The organism is Micromonospora sp. HM134 (genome assembly GCF_007833915.1).
Lineage (GTDB): Bacteria > Actinomycetota > Actinomycetes > Mycobacteriales > Micromonosporaceae > Micromonospora > Micromonospora wenchangensis.
Genome location: NZ_CP041061.1, coordinates 2796152 through 2813942, shown reverse-complemented (window position 1 = coordinate 2813942; position 17791 = coordinate 2796152). Strand labels below are relative to the sequence as shown.

The 17791-nt window shown below is 71.2% G+C and carries 18 protein-coding genes, 1 pseudogene and 2 riboswitches; of the genes and pseudogenes, 9 read left to right on the top strand and 10 right to left on the bottom strand.

Going from position 1 to position 17791, the window contains the following annotated elements; genetic code table 11:
* The first annotated feature begins 128 nt into the window (after positions 1-128).
* From FJK98_RS12425 to FJK98_RS12415, 3 genes are all read left to right on the top strand, one after another.
* Complete coding sequence (locus FJK98_RS12425) at positions 129-893, top strand: hypothetical protein (protein ID WP_145919160.1); 765 nt, start codon at positions 129-131, stop codon at positions 891-893.
* Between the two features lie 262 nt (positions 894-1155).
* Positions 1156-2370, top strand: a complete 1215-nt coding sequence (locus FJK98_RS12420; protein ID WP_145919159.1) for an extracellular solute-binding protein — start codon at positions 1156-1158, stop codon at positions 2368-2370.
* A gap of 25 nt (positions 2371-2395) precedes the next feature.
* Positions 2396-2758: a hypothetical protein gene (locus FJK98_RS12415; protein ID WP_145919158.1), complete on the top strand. Its 363-nt coding sequence runs from the start codon at positions 2396-2398 to the stop codon at positions 2756-2758.
* Positions 2759-3081: 323 nt separating this feature from the next.
* Here the strand turns inward: FJK98_RS12415 and FJK98_RS12410 are convergent, their stop codons facing one another.
* The gene (locus FJK98_RS12410) at positions 3082-3759 is read right to left on the bottom strand and encodes an HNH endonuclease family protein (protein WP_145919157.1); all 678 of its coding nucleotides are present in this window, start codon (positions 3757-3759) and stop codon (positions 3082-3084) included.
* A gap of 295 nt (positions 3760-4054) precedes the next feature.
* A riboswitch (cobalamin riboswitch) is annotated at positions 4055-4268 on the top strand.
* A gap of 113 nt (positions 4269-4381) precedes the next feature.
* Here FJK98_RS12410 and metE point away from each other — a divergent pair.
* The 4 genes and pseudogenes from metE (at position 4382) to FJK98_RS33975 (ending at position 8581) form a co-directional block, all read left to right on the top strand.
* Positions 4382-6619, top strand: coding sequence for a 5-methyltetrahydropteroyltriglutamate--homocysteine S-methyltransferase (metE, locus tag FJK98_RS12405; protein WP_145919156.1), 2238 nt, complete (start codon positions 4382-4384; stop codon positions 6617-6619).
* Between the two features lie 478 nt (positions 6620-7097).
* Positions 7098-7238, top strand: a pseudogene (locus FJK98_RS34810) (ECF transporter S component); the annotation flags it as partial.
* Positions 7239-7371: 133 nt separating this feature from the next.
* Positions 7372-7592: riboswitch (cobalamin riboswitch) on the top strand.
* Positions 7593-7707: 115 nt separating this feature from the next.
* The gene (locus tag FJK98_RS12395; RefSeq protein ID WP_145919155.1) at positions 7708-8220 is read left to right on the top strand and encodes an acyl-CoA thioesterase; all 513 of its coding nucleotides are present in this window, start codon (positions 7708-7710) and stop codon (positions 8218-8220) included.
* A gap of 172 nt (positions 8221-8392) precedes the next feature.
* Positions 8393-8581: a LysE family transporter gene (locus FJK98_RS33975; RefSeq protein WP_370517043.1), complete on the top strand. Its 189-nt coding sequence runs from the start codon at positions 8393-8395 to the stop codon at positions 8579-8581.
* On the opposite strand, the gene FJK98_RS12385 is transcribed toward FJK98_RS33975, so the two are convergent.
* Both FJK98_RS12385 and FJK98_RS12380 read right to left on the bottom strand, forming a co-directional pair.
* Positions 8557-8826 (bottom strand): superoxide dismutase, encoded by a 270-nt coding sequence (locus FJK98_RS12385; RefSeq protein ID WP_145919154.1) that lies wholly within the window; start codon positions 8824-8826, stop codon positions 8557-8559. The two genes, FJK98_RS33975 and FJK98_RS12385, sit on opposite strands and share 25 nt — an antisense overlap.
* 5 nt (positions 8827-8831) lie before the next feature.
* Positions 8832-9164, bottom strand: coding sequence for a Fe-Mn family superoxide dismutase (locus FJK98_RS12380; protein WP_240762789.1), 333 nt, complete (start codon positions 9162-9164; stop codon positions 8832-8834).
* Between the two features lie 181 nt (positions 9165-9345).
* Here FJK98_RS12380 and FJK98_RS12375 point away from each other — a divergent pair, with 181 nt between their 5' ends.
* On the top strand, positions 9346-9942 hold the full coding sequence (locus FJK98_RS12375) for an RNA polymerase sigma factor (protein WP_240762787.1): 597 nt from the start codon (positions 9346-9348) through the stop codon (positions 9940-9942).
* Complete coding sequence (locus FJK98_RS12370) at positions 9939-10409, top strand: hypothetical protein (RefSeq protein ID WP_145919153.1); 471 nt, start codon at positions 9939-9941, stop codon at positions 10407-10409. The genes FJK98_RS12375 and FJK98_RS12370 overlap by 4 nt, the downstream gene beginning before the upstream one ends.
* A gap of 213 nt (positions 10410-10622) precedes the next feature.
* Here the strand turns inward: FJK98_RS12370 and FJK98_RS12365 are convergent, their stop codons facing one another.
* The 7 genes from FJK98_RS12365 to FJK98_RS12335 form a co-directional block, all read right to left on the bottom strand.
* Entirely contained in the window at positions 10623-11732 is a 1110-nt protein-coding gene (locus tag FJK98_RS12365) for an HAD family hydrolase (protein ID WP_240762785.1), read from the bottom strand.
* Positions 11733-11803: 71 nt separating this feature from the next.
* The gene (locus FJK98_RS12360; protein ID WP_145919151.1) at positions 11804-12934 is read right to left on the bottom strand and encodes an acyl-CoA dehydrogenase family protein; all 1131 of its coding nucleotides are present in this window, start codon (positions 12932-12934) and stop codon (positions 11804-11806) included.
* Positions 12924-13226 carry an acyl carrier protein gene (locus tag FJK98_RS12355; RefSeq protein WP_145919150.1) on the bottom strand — a complete coding sequence of 101 codons (303 nt, stop codon included), beginning with the start codon at positions 13224-13226 and terminating at the stop codon, positions 12924-12926. Before FJK98_RS12355 ends, FJK98_RS12360 begins: the two co-directional genes overlap by 11 nt.
* Positions 13223-14116 carry a 3-hydroxyacyl-CoA dehydrogenase family protein gene (locus FJK98_RS12350; protein ID WP_240762783.1) on the bottom strand — a complete coding sequence of 298 codons (894 nt, stop codon included), beginning with the start codon at positions 14114-14116 and terminating at the stop codon, positions 13223-13225. Before FJK98_RS12350 ends, FJK98_RS12355 begins: the two co-directional genes overlap by 4 nt.
* Positions 14117-14167: 51 nt before the next feature.
* The gene (locus FJK98_RS12345) at positions 14168-15310 is read right to left on the bottom strand and encodes a Rieske 2Fe-2S domain-containing protein (RefSeq protein WP_145919149.1); all 1143 of its coding nucleotides are present in this window, start codon (positions 15308-15310) and stop codon (positions 14168-14170) included.
* Between the two features lie 11 nt (positions 15311-15321).
* Positions 15322-16764 carry a cytochrome P450 gene (locus tag FJK98_RS12340; RefSeq protein ID WP_145919148.1) on the bottom strand — a complete coding sequence of 481 codons (1443 nt, stop codon included), beginning with the start codon at positions 16762-16764 and terminating at the stop codon, positions 15322-15324.
* Between the two features lie 3 nt (positions 16765-16767).
* Positions 16768-17787 carry a 3-oxoacyl-[acyl-carrier-protein] synthase III C-terminal domain-containing protein gene (locus FJK98_RS12335; RefSeq protein ID WP_145919147.1) on the bottom strand — a complete coding sequence of 340 codons (1020 nt, stop codon included), beginning with the start codon at positions 17785-17787 and terminating at the stop codon, positions 16768-16770.
* Between the last annotated feature and the right edge of the window lie 4 nt (positions 17788-17791).

Here is a 17791-nt window from a genome sequence, read left to right as displayed (position 1 = left end):
GAGGGATGGTCAGCACTGGCACCGTATGTGGCATGAGCGGTCGACGTGTCGGCTCGGAGGGGATATAGGGCATGGCAGAGCGACACTCACGCCGATCCGCACGGTCGAGCGGGAACAGCGACCGGCCGGTGAGCAGGCCGCCGGACCTGGTTGCCGCCGAGTACGTGCTGGGCCGCATGGTCGTCGAGCGGATGCCCTGGTACGCGGCGGACTGGCTCGCCGACGGGCACGACGGGCCGGCCCTGCGGGAAGTTGCCGGGCTCGACGGCACCGACACCCGACTGATCGGCGAGCTGCTCCCCGCCGCCCTCGACGAGATGGGCGTACGCGTTCCGTCCGCGGCGGAGGCCGCGGACACCTGGCTGGCCACGCTGGCGCAACGGCTGGTCGACGGTGCGATCGACGAACGCACCGTCAGCGAGCGTGTTTCCGCCTTCGTCTGCGAGCGTGGGGATCTCGACGAGATCCGACACAGTCCGTTCACGGACCTGCACGTGCTCGCCGACGAGTGGGATCAGGACGGGGAACGTGGCAACCGGGAACTGGCGAATTCGGTCCGTCTGCTGTGCCGTGACCACCTGTCCCGCGTGCCGGCCTCGCCGGGGGGTGACCTCACGAGCCTCGCCCACGGCAGCGCAGCACAGCGCACGGCCGGCCTTCGCCGGCTGCTCAACGCCTGGGATTTCATCGGCGTCCACGACCTGCGGGCGAACGTCGACGAGTACGACTGCCTGATCGCACCGCTGCTGTCGAGGCTGTCCGCCGGTGCCGGCGCGGGGGATCTCAGCGGGTACCTGGCGGCTGAGATCCGCGGCCACTTCGGGATGACCGTCGGCGACGTCGAGACCCGCGCCTTCGCGCGGCGTCTGCTGGCCTGGTGGGGCGCCGGGTAGAAGGTGGCCGGTCGACGTGGCGTGACGTGTCCCGCCGATCCGGCGGTCCGACAACGCCGCCTCGTCGCCGCATATCCCAGTGCCGATAATTGCGTCGGCACATGGGGTCACCGATGCCGTCCCTGCCGCTCGATCCGGTTTCCGACAGTACGAGCTTCGCCGACCGCTCCCGCCCGGCCCGGCATTTATCAGCGCCAAAGCGTAACGTGATGAATGACTCGTTGCGTACGTGTGACCGGCCTGGATCGAAGGAGTCCGCACCATGCCCGAGCAGTACTCGCGGCGCTCCTTTCTCAGCGGGGTGCTGACCTGCGGCGCAGTGAGCGCTTCGGCGGTCTACCTGCTGCCGGGCGGACACCGCCCGCCACCGGTGGAGCTTCGGCTCGCCACCGGGGCCGACCCCACCGGGGCACGGAAGCTGCTGATGGACATGTGGAACCAGGCCAACCCCGATACCCCGGCCCGGTTCACCGACGAGGTCGAGGGTGGATCAGGCGATGAACGCACGAGGCTGTTGACGGCGGCCCGCAATGGCAGTGCCGACATCCTCAACCTGGACGTCGTCGACATCCCCGAGTTCGCCGCGCAGAAGCTGATCACCCCGATCCGGTTGACCGACCCGAACTTCCTGACGTCGGTGAAGGATCTCCACCAGGTCGACGACACCTCGAACAGCTACTGGGCCGCGCCGCTCAACACCGATGTCGGCATGCTGTTCTGGCGCGACCCCGGGACCGAGCAGCCCGATGTGGTGAACTTGTCGACGGTCCTCGGCACCCTTGCCGACAAGGGCTCGTTCGTCGGCCAACTGCGCCCCAACTCGTCCAACTACAACGAGGGTTTCCTGGTCAACATCCTGGAGCACGCGCTGTCGGTGAACACTGACCTGCTCAGCGCGACCGGTGAGATCCTGTTCGAGCTGAAACCCTGGCAGAGAGCGCTACAACCGTTGCAGGCGGCCATCGTGGCCGGGAAGGTCAATCGCTCCAGCGACGAGAACGCCAGCCTGGACACGTTCGTGGAGGGCCGGCCGACGTTCATGCGCAACTGGCCGGTGAAGTACCGCGAACTCCAGCAGCGTAAAGACCCTGACCTGCTGGCCGGGAAGATCAAGGTGTACCCGCTGACGTCCGGGGTGCTCGGCGGCCAGAGCCTCGCCCTGGCGCGTGCCTGTCCCCACCCCGACCAGGCCCTCCGGTTCATCAACTTCATGACCGGCACCGCAGCCCAGAAGGTCCTCGCCGGGCACGGCTTCGCCCCGACCCTGGCCGAGGCCTACAACGACAGGAACCTCCAGGCGGTCATCCCGCACCTGGAAGCACTACGTGGTGCGGTGGAGAATGCCCGGCCCCGGCCGATGCACCCGGGATACCGCGCGTTCGCCGAGGTCTTCGTCGACCACGTCGCCCGGATGCTCCGCGGTGAGTCCGACCTGACCTCGGAGTTCATCGCCGCCATGAAGGCGGCGCTCGCATGACCGGAGACCGGGTGGAGGAGGGTCCGTGAAGGTCGAGCCGTGGCAGGTGCCGATCCTGGTGATGGCCGGGATCATCCTGGCGGAGTTGGTGATCAGGGTGATTCCGCGCCGTTGGACGGCACACCTGGCCAGGCAGCAGGTCCGCACGGTGGCGCTCGGCGGGCTGGCGGTCCTGGTCATCGTCGTCGGGGTGTTGGCGCTCGGCCCGGACCTGGCCGACCAGATCGCCAGCGTGGCGGCAGCCGTCGCCGGGCTGGTCGCGCTCTGGCTGACCTACCGGTCGTACCAGTTGCAGACCGCCGCGAGCCCGGACGCCGCGGCCGGCCCGGCGCGGGACACCGCGGAGCCGGAGGCCGCGGGCACCACCGGGCAGCCGCCCGGTCGGTGAACGGCTGTCGTGTCGGCAGTTACCGGAGGGACGCGCCAGCGGCGCTGTTGGCAGGCCGTGTCGTGCTTCGGCAGGTGCCCGTGCACCAGGTACGCGGTGACGATGTCCGTCAGGCAGGCGTTGGCCTGGCCGCTGAGGAGCGGCACTCCTAAAGCGTCCTAGGACATCGGGGTGGCGGGGGTGCTGCGGGTCCTGGTCAGGTCGAGGTGTCGCCACGGTGAGCGGCTTCCCCGAAGCCCTCGGCGGGACTGCCGGCCCCCCTGCACGTTGCCGCTCCGGTCACCCGGTGCGTTGCCCGACGCAGCCGCTGATCGGGCGGGCGGTCAGGAGGAGCAGGTGTTGAGCATGGTCTGTAGGGCGGACTTCTCCGACGATTGCAGCCGCAGGCCCCAGGTGTACTTCACGGTGATCCACATTTTGCTGTAGGTGCACCGGTACGACGACAGGGGAGGCTGCCACGTGGAGGGGTCCTGGTCGCTCTTGGACTGGTTGACGTTGTCGGTCACCGCGATCAGCTGCGGGCCGGACAGGTCGTTGGCGAAGCTCTGCCGGCGGCTGGTCGTCCAGGAACTCGCCCCGGAGCGCCACGCCTCCGCCAGAGGGACCACGTGGTCGATGTCCACGTCCGACGCGGCGGTCCAGGTCGCCCCGTCGTACGGGCTGTACCAGCGCCCCGACGTGGCCTGGCAGGAGGAGTTGACCACGACCGACGTGCCGTCGCGTTTGAGGATCTGCTCACGGGTGTCACAGCTGCCGCTGACGGTGATCCAGTGCGGGAACAGGTCCCGGGAGTAGCCGCTGGTGGAGCCCTCGGCGGCGACGGTGAGGGCGTTGAGCTGCGCCTGCGCGGTCGCCTTCGACGGGATCCCCGGCGGCGTCGCCGACGCCGTCCCCCCGATGCCCGCCGAGAGGGCTGCGCCGACGAACGTGGCTAGTGCCAAGGTCACGGCACGCACCCGGGGCCGGGCCGGCCCGGACGTCTTCGTGGTCGGTCCTGACATGCCACGCCTCCCGGTCACCATCGACGACAGATGCAATCATCATCCTCGATGGAAGGTGACAGCGGGATGGCATCCGCGTGAAGACCCGCCCGGAGGGCCCGACCTGAGTCGGGAGTCACTCGGCGTCGGGCCGACTTCCCGGGAGTCGCCCCGAACCCGCTCCTGAGCAGTGATGCACGGAAGCGCAATGCGGAACTGCGTACTGGACGGCAAACCGAACGCCCCTGTCCCAGCAGAGTCGAACTCCTGACCTTCTGATCCGCACCCCGGGCCGAGGCATCGTCGTGGTGCCCGTAGGATCGCGGGCAGTGCTGGTTCGTCTCTCCCGTGCGCGGGTGAGACGTCGTAAGAGGGAACCCGGTGTGAGACCGGGACTGCCCCGCAGCGGTGAGTGGGAACGACCGCCGTCAACGAAGCACTGGACCGCAAGGTCTGGGAAGCGACGGCCAGTAGGCGACCCTGTGTCACGCCCACGAGTCCGAAGACCTGCCAGCGCTGCGCGTGCCGCCGGTGCGCGCCGTCGGCGGCCTCTCGGGAGGGCCAGGGCGGAATGCCGGTTACGCCGTGGCGTATCCGTCTTCCTCTCGGGTGGTCGTCGGACACCGCGAGGGAAGGACCATCTGTGACCACCTCATTCGGGCAGAGCACCGTGCTCGGCTATCCCCGTATCGGCGCCCACCGCGAGTGGAAGAAGGCCGTCGAGGCGTACTGGGCCGGCACGCTGGACGCCACCGAGTTGGAGGCCGTGGCCGTCGGGCTGCGGGCCGAGGTGTGGCGGACGCTGCGCGACGCCCGCCTCGATGCGATCCCGTCCAACACGTTCTCCTACTACGACCACATGCTCGACACCGCCGTCGCGGTGGGGGCGGTCCCCCGCCGGTTCGCCCGGCTCGGCCTCGGTCGACTCGACACCTACTTCGCCATGGCCCGTGGTGTCGATGCCGCACCAGCGCTGGAACTCACCAAGTGGTTCGACACCAACTACCACTACCTGGTGCCGGAGATCGAGCCCGACACCGTGTTCGCGGCGGACCCGGCGAAGGCGCTGAGCGAGTACGCGCAGGCACGTGACCTGGGCATCGCCACCCGACCGGTGCTGGTGGGTCCGGCCACCTTCCTGCTGCTGGCCAAGGGCGACGATCCGTTCGCCCGGCTCGACGACCTGGTCGACACGTACGCCCGGATCCTCACCGCCCTGGCCGACGCGGGCGTGGCCTGGGTCCAACTGGACGAACCCGCCTACGTCGCCGACCGCACCACGGCCGAGATCGACGGCCTGCGGCACGCCTACCGACGTCTCGGGGAACTGCCACACCGTCCCCGGATCTTCGTCGCCACCTACTTCGGTGACCTCGGCGACGCCCTGCCGGCCCTGCTGGACACCCCGGTCGAGGCGATCGGCCTGGACCTGGTCGCCGGCCCGGGCAACCTGCACCGGCTCGCCGCCGCCGGTCCCCTGCGCGGCACGACCGTCGTCGCCGGCCTGGTCGACGGACGCAACATCTGGCGCACGGATCTGCGGGCGGCCGTCGCCGCCGGTGCCACGGTCGCCGGACTGGCCGACCACGTGGCGGTGTCCACCTCCTGTTCGCTGCTACACGTGCCGGTCGACCTGTCGGCCGAGACCCACCTCGACCCGGAGTTGTCCGCGCGGCTCGCGTTCGCCCGGCAGAAGGTCGACGAGGTGGTCCTGCTCGGGCGGGCGCTACGCGACGGCACCACCAGCCTGCCGGCCCCGTTGCCGCCCGCCCCGCCGGCGTGGCGGCACGACGACGTGCGCGGCCGGTTGGCGGCGTTGCGCCCTGCCGACCGGCACCGTGGCGACTACGCCGGGCGGGCCGCCCGCCAGCAGGAACGGCTGACGCTACCGGACCTGCCGACCACCACGATCGGTTCGTTCCCGCAGACCGCCGAGCTGCGCCGGGCCCGCGCCGCGCACCGCGCCGGCACTCTCGACGACGCCGGCTACACGCAGCGGATACGCGCCGAGGTGGAGCAGGTCATCCGGTTGCAGGAACGGCTGGGCCTGGACGTGCTGGTGCACGGCGAGCCGGAACGCAACGACATGGTCCAGTACTTCGGCGAACAACTCGACGGTTTCGCCGCCACCACCCACGGATGGGTGCAGTCCTACGGGTCCCGTTGCGTCCGACCGCCGATCATCCACGGTGACGTGGCCCGCCGGGCACCGATGACCGTCGCGTGGTCCACCTACGCCCAGTCGCTGACCGACCGTCCGGTCAAGGGCATGCTCACCGGCCCGGTCACCATCCTGGCCTGGTCGTTCGTCCGCACCGACCAGCCCCTGGCCGACACCGCCGACCAGGTGGCACTCGCGCTGCGCGACGAATGCCACGATCTGGAGGCCGCCGGCATCCGGATCATCCAGGTCGACGAACCCGCCCTCCGCGAGACCCTGCCGCTGCGTCGGGCCGACCAGAAGGCCTATCTGGACTGGGCGGTCGGCGCGTTCCGGCTGGCCACCGGCGGCGTCGCCGACGACACTCAGATCCACACCCACCTGTGCTACAGCGAGTTCGGTGAGGTGATCACCGCCATCGACGCGCTCGACGCCGACGTCACCAGCATCGAGGCGTCCCGGTCGAAAATGGAGGTTCTCGACGACCTGGCCGCGATCGGTTACCGCCGGGGCGTCGGCCCCGGGGTGTGGGACATCCACTCGCCCCGCATCCCACCCCACCACGAGGTGGTCGACGCGCTCCGCCGGGCCGTCACGGCCGTGCCCGCCCGACGGCTGTGGGTCAACCCGGACTGCGGCCTGAAGACCCGCACCTATCCCGAGGTCGAGGCGACCCTCCGACACCTCGTCGCCGCCGCCGCCGAGGTCCGCGCGAGCTGATCGGACTGTTCCGGGCGGACCTGCGGGATCCGCCCGGAACAGCGCGTCGAGTAGACCGGCCTCTCCGGTCCGCCGGCAAGATCGAGCGGCTCGGGAGATCATCGGAGTGCGTGGCGCGGTGTCGGTCCGGAAACGGTCGACGGTTGTCAGGTCCGTTGGGTGTCTGTCAGCTCCCTGATCCGTCTGTCGGCGTCACGCCGGGCCGCGCAGCAGCTCTGCGTGGCGTCGAGGATCTGCCGGATGTCGCTGAGCAGTTTGTTCAGGGCGTCTAACTGGCCGGTCCGCTCGGCTGGTTCCTCGATGATGCCCGCAGTCGCGGCACCGGAGGATGACCGATGGGGCCCTTGCGCTGGTGACGCTTGCACCGGAGTCTCCTTTTGCTGAGTCGCAAGAACTCGGCAGGGGCGGTGCGGTCGCACGCAGCACCGGATGTCGTGCTGTCGCCGATGGTCGACCCGCCCTCAGAAGGTCGCCGTCCACGGCCGTCACCTCGACGTTCGGCTGGGACACCGGGCGGGCGATCACGACGGCGGTGGCGGTCGTGCTGGCCGGCCCGGCGGTGCTGGCCGGACTGCGGCGGGCCGCCCGGCGGGCCGCGTTCGGCGCACCCGTCACCTTTGGCCGCACCCGCGCCGCAGCCGGCGGGGTGCGGTGCGACCGGACCCGGGTCCGTCCGCCACCGCCGAGGCGGGCGGTCAGGGAGGTGGGTCACATCAGGCCCCGGAGCGGCTGGTGGACTGACCGGTCGCGGATAGGCTGTTGCTGGCGCTGGTTCGCCCGGACGTTCGTCACGCCTGGGCGTCGTAAGAGGGAACCCGGTGGGAATCCGGGACTGCCCCGCAGCGGTGAGTGGGAACGACCGCCGTCATCAGCACTGGGCCGCACGGCCTGGGAAGCGACGGCCAGTAGGAGATCCGGGGTGTCCGGGTCACGCCCACGAGTCCGAAGACCTGCCCGCGCTGCGCATCCACGAGGTGGGTGCGCTGCCGTCGACCTCGCGGGCGGGTCGGGCGGGTGATGCGCTGCGGTGTGTCCTCGACGTGCGTGCCGGCTGGTCGGTCGGTGTGCTTCCCGAGGACGGATGAACCATGCACGAGAGCACCACACTCACCGGCCGGCCCCCGTCGGCGTCACGGCTGACCCTGTCGCAGATCATGGACCAGCACCACACCAACCTGATGGGCACCGTCCACGGCGGTCGGATCCTCAACCTCATCGACTCCGTCGCCGGAGTGGTCGCCGCCCGACACTCCGACGGCCCGGCGGTCACCGCCGCCATCGACGAGACCGCCTTCCTACGGGCCGTACGGGTCGGCGACGTCGTGCACGTCGATGCCCGGATCACCTGGGCCGGCCGCAGCTCGATGGAGGTCGCCGTCAAGGTCAGCGCGGACCGTTGGGACCGGGCGGTACCGCCGGTGGACGTGGCCACCGCCCACCTGGTGATGGTCGCCGTCGACGACGACGGTCAGCCGCGAGCCGTGCCGCCGCTGCTGCCGGAGACCGATGGTGACCGGCGTCGTTACCGGGAGGCGCAGATCCGGCGGGAGCACCGGCTCGCTCTTCGGCGGGCGTTGCTCGACGGTGCTGAGGAGGGCTGAGTGGTGCTCGGGCTGTCCGTGGCCACCCTGGCCGGCTACCTTGCCGCCATCGCCGTCCTCATGGTCACTCCTGGGCCGGACATGATGTTCGTCCTGGCCAACGCGACCCGCTACGGCGCCCGGGCCGGCGCGGTCGCCGCGCTCGGGGTCGCGGCCGGGCGAGGCGGTACATGTGGCGACGGTGGTCTGTGGTCTCGCCGCAGTGGTCTCCGCGTCGCCGGTGTTGTTCGCCGCGATCCGCTGGGCCGGGGCGGCGTATCTGATCGTCCTCGGGGTTCGGGCCCTCCGCGACGGCAGGGCGACGGCTTCCACCACGGCGGAGCGGAACAGCCGCTGTCAGGCCGCAGCCGGCGGTGGTTGACCGGCGGTGTTCGCCACGAGTAAGGACAGCTCCCGTACCAGTTCGTCCATGGACTGCCCGCTGCCGGCCCGGACCAGGCCGAGCGCGAGGTCGGCGAGCAGGTAGAAACCGAGGGTTCTGGCCTGCTCGCCGGAGAACGCGGCGAGGAGTTCCTCCGCGCCGGCGTGGTCGCCGCGGTGGGTGGCGGCGATGACCCCGGCGGCGCGTTGGACCAGCTCCGCTGCGGCGGGGGTGGGTGCGCTCACCGGGTTCAGAGCGTGGGACCCGTGGCGCGGGCGGCGTCGAAGCGGGCGGTCACGTCGGCCCAGTCGACCAGGCCCCACAGCCGGTCGACGTAGTCCGGGCGGACGTTGCGGTACTGCAGGTAGTAGGCGTGCTCCCAGGCGTCGAAGACCAGCAGCGGCGTCGAGCCCTGCCCGACGTTGCCGTGGTGGTCGTACACCTGCTCGACGATCAGGCGCTGACCGAGCGGCTCCCACGCGAGGACGCCCCAGCCGGAGCCCTGCACGCTCTTGGTCGCCGCCGACAGTTGCCCCGCGAAGCCCTCGAACGAGCCGAAGTGCTCCTCGATCGCCGCCGCCAACTCCCCGTCGGGGCGGTCGCCGCCGTGCGGGGAGAGGTTGTTCCAGAAGATCGAGTGCTTGCAACAAAGTCGGTCGCGATGTGGGGGCAGGCGTCGACCGCATCGAGAACCGATCGGTGAGCACGCGGCGGCGCAGCCGTGCGACACGGCCCGCGCTGCACCTGGGCGACGAGCGGATGCCGTGAACCTCGGCGGCCTGCCGGGCGACTGTAAGGGTGTGGTGGGCGATACGGGCGGAGACGATGTGGATCGGGTCAGACGCGACGCACTACTCGTTGTGCGGGCGCAGCTGGGAGACCGACGGTCGCTGGCCGAGCTGGTCGGGTACTGGCACGAGCCGGTATGGCGTTATGTGCGGCGCATGCTCGACCGGGCCGGCCTGGCCGACGATGTGAGCCAGGAGGTGTGGGCTGGTGTGCTGAAGGCTCTGCCGGCCCTCAAGGAGCCGGATCGGTTCGCGCCGTGGCTGTTCACGATCGCTCGGCGTTCGGTGATGGATCACCTGCGGGACACGTACCGCCGAGCCGATCCGCCCGACGGTGAGCAGGTGGGGCACGACGACGTCGCCGCGGTGTTGGACCAGGCGCAGGTCATTGACGGCCTGGCCGGCTTGCCCGTCTGCGAACGTGAGGTGCTGATCTTGTTCTATCTCTACGACCTGGCGTTGGAGGAGTGTTCGCAGGTGCTGGCAGTCCCGGTGGGGACGGTGAAGTCCCGGTTGTTCCGCGCACGCCGGATGCTGCGTGACCACATGATTGAGAAGGGATATTCGGGATGACCGAGGGACCCTCGTACGGCCCTGACGACGTCATGCGGGGGCTGTCGCTGCCGCGACGCGTCGGCCTCCTCGTGGCCGGGTTCGGTGGCCTGGCCGCAGCCGTGACCATCGGCCTGCTGCTGGCCACCGAACCCGGCGAGTTGCCGCTACGGACCAGGATCGCGTTCGTCGCGATGATCGGTGTCGGGATGGCGTGGGCCGGGTTCGCGGGCTGGGCGTTGGCCCGCCGCCCGCTGTTCGCTGTCGACCGGGTGATCGCCGCCTGGCTCGCGGTCACCTTCAGCGTCCTGATGACGGTCGGCATGGTGAGTGTCGCCGTCATGCGTGCCGGGCCCGTGGGCATTCTCGCTGTCGGCGGTCTCGGCGTGGCCCTGACCGTCGTGGCGAGCGTGCTGCTCGCCCGGGCCCGGGCCTACCGCAGGGCACTGCTCGCCCGCTGGGACGAGCTCGAACGCCGGAACGGTTGATCAGCCCGCCCAACGGCTCGACCGTCCATCGGCCGCGCCTGAGCCTGCTGCGCCGCAGGTCGACCCGGCCGCCGGTGACGCGGACACCGTCGGGGTCCGGATCACCGCCGTGGTCCGGGACGCCCAACGGGGGCGCGTGTCTGCTTCGATGGCCGACGGCATCACCCTGACTCCCCCACCGCTGTCGGGTCGGTGGAGGCCGGGTGTGGGCGGTCAAACCGCGCTGACGGATGCCGGGCCGGCCAGGTCGGGGGCGGTCAGGTGGAACGCCGACGGCGCGGGTTGCCGGCGCGCCACCAGGTGCAGTCGCTGGACGGCGCGGTCGGCGTCGACGGCGATGCGGTCGCGGCACGCGCAGGGCTCCTCGTCGAAGCCGGCGAACCGGTAGGCGACCTCCATCATCCGGTTGCGGTCGTTGGGTCGGAAGTCGGCGATCAGGTGCACCCCGGCGCGGGCGGCCTGGTCCACCAGCCAGGTCAGCAGGACCGTGCCGGTGCCGAAGGACACCACCCGGCAGGAGGTGGCGAGCAGCCGCAGGTGCCACACCCCGGGGTGCTTCTCCAGAACCAGCACGCCGACCGCGCCGTGCGGCCCGAACCGGTCGGTCAGCGTCGTGACCAGGACCTCGTAGCGGGGGTCGGCCATCAGGGTCCGCAGCGTCCGGTCGGGGTAGTGCACGCCTGTCGCGTTCATCTGGCTGGTCCGTAGGGTCAGTTCCTCGACCCGGGACAGGGTCGCGGCGTCGGCCCGCCGGATGCGCATCACCAGTTCCAGCGAGCGGAGGAAGTCCTGTGCCGGGCCGGTGAACCGGGCCTGCTCGTCGGCCCGCCGCTGGCCGGCCTGGTACATCTGCCGGCGACGGCGGGCGTCCACGGTCACCGACGTCGGAGTGAACTCGGGGCGGTCCAGCAAAGTGGTGGCCGTACCGGCGTCGTAGCAGCGTACCTGCGGGAGGTGGAAGGCGACCTCGGCGCGTTCGGCCGGCTGGTCGTCGATGAAGGCGATGGTGCCGAGCGCGAAGCCCAGGTGGTCGGCGATGCGCCGGACGGCGTCGGACTTGCGTCCCCATCCGATCTGCGGTGCCACGAAGTACTCGGCGACGCCGAGCGCACGGAGCCGGGCCCAGGCCGGTTCGTGGTCGTTGCGGCTGCACACCGACTGGAGGATGCCCCGGGCGTCCAGCCCGGTGATCACGGCGCGGATCGGGTCGGGGAGCACGACCTGTTCATCCTCCAGCAGGACACCCTGCCAGAGGGTGTCGTCGAGGTCCCAGACCAGGCACTTCACGGTCGTGGGTGGGACCGTCGGGACCTCGTGGGTCACGTCGACTCCTTCGGGCTGGCGTTCGTCGGCGGTGGGGAACGACGGGGTGGGTGTCCGGGATGGCGGCGGGATCATCGGCGGTTGACCGCGTGGTCGGCCAGCATCAGCTGACACATCTCGGTGCTGCCCTCGATGATTTCCATGAGCTTGGCGTCGCGGTACGCGCGGGCGACCGGGTGTCCGTCGACGGCACCGGCCGACGCGAGGACCTGGACCGCGTCGGCGGCCGCCCGGGTGGCGTTGCGGGAGCTGACGTACTTGGCCAGGACGGTGGCGGTGACCACGTCGGGCGAGCCGGTGTCCCAGCAGCGGCTGGCGTGCTCGCACAGGCGGGTGGCGACCTGCTCGGCGGACCACAGGTCGGCCAGGTGGCGGGCGACGAGCTGATGTCGGGCCAGTGGGCGGCCGAACTGGTGGCGGGTACCGGCGTGCCCGGTCGCCGCCGACAGACAGGCGCGCAGGATCCCCACGCACCCCCAGGCGACCGATATCCGGCCGTAGCTCAGCGCCGTGGTCACCAGCAGGGACATCGACTGTCCGCCGGCGCCGAGCAGGCTGCTGGTCGGCAGCCGTACCGCGTCGAACCACACGTCGGCGTGTCCTGCCGCCCGGCATCCCAGCGGCTCCGCCCGCCGGCGCACCCGGACCCCGGGGGTGGCCCGGGGCACCACGACCACGGCTGCCTGGTCGCCGAGTCGGGCGAAGGTCAGGAGCAGGTCGGCGTGGTCGGCGGCGGTCACCCACACCTTGTGGCCGTGCAGCCGCAGGGTGTCGCCGGTGACGGTGACGGTGGTGGTCATGGCCGACAGGTCGCTGCCCGCCTGCGGTTCGGTGAAGGCGACGGCGGCCATGTCCGTGGAGGCCAGGCGGGGCAGCAGCGATCCGGCCTGGGTCCGGTCGGCCAACCGCTCGACGGTCCAGGCCGCCATGCCCTGGGAGGTCATGACGCTGCGCAGGGAGCTGCACAGGCTGCCGACCTGGGCGGTGAACTGGCCCGTGTCCAGGCTGTTCCAGCCTGGTCCGCCGTAGCCGGTGGGGACCTGGGGGGCGAGCAGGCCGGCGGAGTGGAGTTCGCGCAGCACCTCCGTGGGTATCCGGCCCGCCCGGTCCCAGTCGCCTGCCCGGTCCCCGACCAGGCGGGCGACGATCGTGGCGGCGTCGGCGGGGGTGACGGCGGGTGCGGTGGTGGTTTCAGGCGCCATGGTCGCCGGGTTCGCCGGTGCGGAGCCGGTCGACCAGGGCCACCATCCGGCGTAACGTGCGGAAGTTGTCCAGCCTCAGGTCGGTGCCGCGCACGGTGACCCCGTACGTCTGCTCCAGGTGCACCACCAGTTCCATCGCGAACAGCGACGACAGCCCGCCGGTGGCGAAGAGGTCCTCGTCCGGTGGCCAGGACCGCCCGGTGCGTGCCGTCAGGAAGCGCGCCAGCTCCGGTGCGACGGTGTCGACACGGTTACCGGTGTCCGACACGTCCTGGTCAGATGGCACAGTCATCGCAGGTCTCCCTCGTAGTGGTAGAACCCCTGCCCGCTCTTGCGGCCGAGGTGTCCGGCCCGGACCTTGGTCAGCAGCAGCTCGCAGGGGCGGCAGTTCTCGTCGCCGGTCCGTTCGTGCAGCACCCACAGGGAGTCGACCAGGTTGTCCAGGCCGATGAGGTCGGCGGTGCGCAGCGGGCCGGTGGGATGGCCCAGACATCCCTGTAGGAGTCGGTCGACGGATTCGACGCTGGCCGTGCCGGCGGCCACCACCCGGACCGCAGTATTGATCATCGGGTGCAGGATGCGGCTGGTGACGAAGCCGGGGGCGTCCTGGACCACCACCGGTTCCCGGCGCAGGGCGGCGAGCAGCCGGCGTGCCGCGTCCAGGGTGTGCGGGCCGGTGCGTGGGCCCCGGATCACCTCGACGGTGCGGATCAGGTAGGGCGGGTTCATGAAGTGGCTGCCGATCAGGTCCTCCGGTCGCGCCACCGACCGGGCGAGTTCGTCGATGGGGATGGACGAGGTGTTGGACACCACCGGCGTGCCGGGTGTGACCAGGGCGGAGACGTCCGCGAGGACCTTCGCCTTGGCGTACGGGTCCTCGGTGACCGCCTCGACCACGGCGGTGAGGGTGCTGGTCCGCCCGGTCGGGACGTCCGTGAGGGACGGTCCGACGTCGAGCGGGGCAGGTCGTACGTCCTGCGGTAGGGCTCCCATCAGTCGGGCGGTGCGGACGTGCCGGTCGACGCGGGCGGGGGCCTCGGCCAGCCGCCGCCGGTCGACGTCGATGATCGACACGGCGATGCCGTGCCCGACGGCCAGTGCGGCGATGCCCGTTCCCATCACGCCCGCGCCGAGCACCGCCAGTCGTGGCGTGGTGTCCGGCGTTGGGTTCTGCCCCGTCACCTGGGTCTCCCTTCGTTGCCCGGCCCGGTTCGCGGGCCACGGCGGCTGCGGTCACACCTCGGAGTGGTCCGCCTTCCGCTCGTCGATGGATGCCCCGTTGACGGGCGCGGAGCCGTTGACGGTGGTCGCCTCGGTGGCGGTGCCGCCGGGCGGGGTGGGGTCGGTGTAGAACTGTCGTGCCCACTGCCGGTAGCGACCGATCGGGCCGTCCCCCCGGGCGAGCTTCGGCTGTTCGACGTGCTCCTGGTGGTGCCACATCAGCAGGTCCGCGCCGGTGTCGACGGAGGCGACCCGTTGGGCGATCGCACTGAGCAGCCGGGCGACGGGCATCGCCGTGGCCCGGGCGGCCCGTTCGGGCAGGAACGGCAGACCGGCCAGTTCCAGCTTGGTGCCGAACCGTAGGTGGATCCGGCCCAGGGTGGTGGGGGTGGCGTGCAGCATGACGTGGAGGTCGCCCGCGCCGTTGGGCAACCGGGTGCGGGCCGCGATGGTGGCCAGTCCGATCACGGTGAGGGTGTAGGACTGGCGGATCTGGCGCATGACGGTGCCCCGGGCGGTGGCGGTGACCGTGCTGATCGGCTCCCCCATCACCGGTGTTCCCTCGATGACCAGGTCCCGCAGTCCGTGCAGCGCCGGGAGGTGACCCCAGTCGAAGGCGTTCTCGATGACGTCCTGCGGGTGGCCGGCGATGTCGAAGGTGTCGTGGCTGAAGGGTTGCCGGTCGTCCATGCCGAAGTCCGGCACCTGCCACTGTGGTGCGAGGCCGAGCGCGTGCCACCACACGTAGATCGATCCGTTGGCCTCGCAGACCGGGAACTGGGTCAGGGTCGCCTTGGGCGGCGGCAGGTCGTATCCGGTCCGTACGCAGGCCCCGGAGGGGTCGAAGGCGAACCGGTGGAAGGGACAGACGATCTCCTCACCGTCGAGGGTGCTGCCGACGCCCAGGTGCGCCCCGAGGTGGGGGCAGCGGGGGCGGACCGCGCGCAGCAACCCGCGAGGGGTGCGGTAGACGACGACCTCGCCGCCCATGAGTGGGCGGGTGGTGATGGTTCCGGGGCGGACCTCGTCGGAGAAGGCCACGCAGAACCATCCGTTCGGGTCGGGACGCGTGGGCGGGTGGAGCCGGTCGGCCGGTGCGGCGGTGTGTCGGCGGATCTCGTGGCTGCGGAGCAGGCTTTTGACCAGTGTTTTCATGGTTGTTTCTCCTAGTGGGCGACCGGGCAGACGCCGGGGCCCGGCGGCACGGGTGCGGGCTGCGAGGTGGCGGCCGACGGCGTGTCGGTGGTCGGCGTCGGGCGACGCCGTAGCCGTAGGCGCAGCCCGCGTGAGCTCAGGCTGGTTTCCACCTTGGGTTGGAAGGGTTCGTCGCTGACCGGGGTCAACTCCCAGCGGGCCGCCACGGCGGTCAGGGCGAGGGTCGCCTCGGTGAGGGCGAACTGGTCCCCGATGCACTTGCGTGCGCCGGCGCCGAACGGGACGTAGCCGGCCCGGTCGGGTGAGGTGTCGAGCCAGCGGTCCGGGTCGAAGCGGGTCGGGTCGGTGTACAGGTCGGGTCGGCGGTGGATCAGGTAGGGACTGAGCACGAGGGTGTCGCCGCGGCGTAGCCGTACCCCGTCGAGTTCGGCGTCGCCGGTGACGGTCCGGGTCATCATCCAGGCGGGCGGGTAGAGCCGGAGGGTCTCGGTGACCACCCGGGCCGCCAGGTCGAGGCGGGGCAGGTGTTCGGGGCCGGGCAGAGCACCGGCCAGGACGGTGTCGGTTTCGGCGTGGAGGCGGTGTTGGACGTCGGGGTGGGTGGCGATCAGGTACAGCGCCCAGGCCAGGGTGATGGCGGTGGTTTCCATGCCGCCGAGGAAGAAGGTGAGGGCCTGGTCGGCCAGTTCGGAGTCGCTGAGCTGCTGCTCGTGGTCGAGGCTTTCCACGTCGACTGCGGCGACCAGCGCGGAGAGCAGGTCGTGGTGGTCGGTGGGGTCGGCGCGGCGGGCGGCGACGATCTCGGTGATGGTGGCGAAGAGTCGGGCCCGGGCCCGGTCGTAGCGTCGTTTGGCGGGGGTCGGCAGCCGGCGCAGCAGGGCGGGGGTCATCATGCGGCGGAAGAAGGCGCTGACCACGGTGTTGGTGTCGGCCAGGGCGCGGCGGAGGGTTTCTGCGGGTAGGGACCCGCTGAACATCGTCTCCATGGTGGCCTGGGTGGTCAGTGTCATCATCTCGCGGGTGACGTCGAGGACCTGGCCGTCGTGCCAGGAGCCGGCGGTGGCGTCGGAGGCCCGGCCGAACACGGCCGCGTAGCCGTGCAGGCGTCGTGGGTGGAACGACGGTTGGCACAGCCGCCGTTGTCGCCGGTGCAGCGGGTACGGGCAGGTGGACAGTCCGTCGCCGATGACCTCCCGGATCCGGTCGTAGATCGGGCCGCCCTTGTCGAAGGTGCGGTCGTTGACGAAGATCTGCCGGGTCAGGGTCGGGTCGCAGATGAGCAGTGCGGAGGTCGGGCCCAACCGGACGCGCACCATCGTCGGGTATCCGGCCAGGGAGCGGATGAAGGCCAGCGGGTCCCGGAGCAGGGGCAGTGCGTGGCCGAGCAGGGGCAGTGCGCCCGGTGCCAGGGGAACGGACCTGGTGGTCGTGGTCGTTGTGGTCGCCTCGGTCATGGGTTACCTCGTTCTCCGGTCTGCCGTCGTCGCGCCGGGCGGCGGTCGGGTGATCTCGAGCAGGGCGGTGGTCCAGCGGAAGCCGAGGCCGAAGCTGACGACGAGGACGCGTTCGCCGACCCGGAGGGCGCCGGTGCGGAACATCCGGTCGAGGGCGAGCAGGACGTCGCACGGGCCGGCGTGGCCGAGGTGGCGGCCGAAGGTCCAGTTGGTGTCGGTGGCCCGGCGGTGCAGCGGGGGTCCGGAGAGCACCAGGTCGAGCACGGCTGACCCGATCGCGATGGCCACCACGTGTGAGACGTCGGCGGCGGTCAGGCCGGTCTCGTCGAGGACGGTGTCGACGCAGTGGCGGGTGCGGCGTCGCAGGGTGTCGATGTGGGGCAGGAGTCCGGTCTGTTCGGCGAGGAAGCGTCGTCCGGCGCCGGCGGCGGGGTCGTCCTCACCGGCGCGGGTGAGCACCTCCAGTTGTGGTTCGGTGGCCTGGGCGGTGGCCAGGAGCCGGGCGAAGCCGGTGCCGCGGGTGAGCACGGCGGCTGCTCCGGCGTCGCCGGCGACGTAGCCGATGTCGCGGACGTGGGCCCATCGTTGGTGGGGGAAGCGGGCTGCGGCGGTCACCAGGGCCGCCGGGGCGGTGGGCTGGGCGGTCAGGTGTTCGGCGGCGGTCACCAGGGCGGCCGCGCCGCCGTCGCTGGCCGCGCCGACCTCGATGCCGGTACTGCGGGTGGCTCCGAGGACCCGCAGCAGGTAGGGCGCGGGTGTGTAGTGGTCCTCGTCCTGGAAGGTGGCGTGGGCCAGCAGGCTCACGTCGCTGCTGGCGACGTTTGCGTGGCGTAGTGCCAGCAGGGCGGCCCGCGCCGCCATCTGGGTCGCGGTCTGTCCGTTGGAGACGGCTGCGGAGGTGAATCCGTTGGTGGCGGCCATGGACGGTTGGCGGGTCCGGGTGCCGTCCCACGGGTCGTGTTCGGGTCGGATCGGGGGTATCCAGGAGCCGGTTCCGGCGATCGTGATGTCGTGCCACAGCACCGTT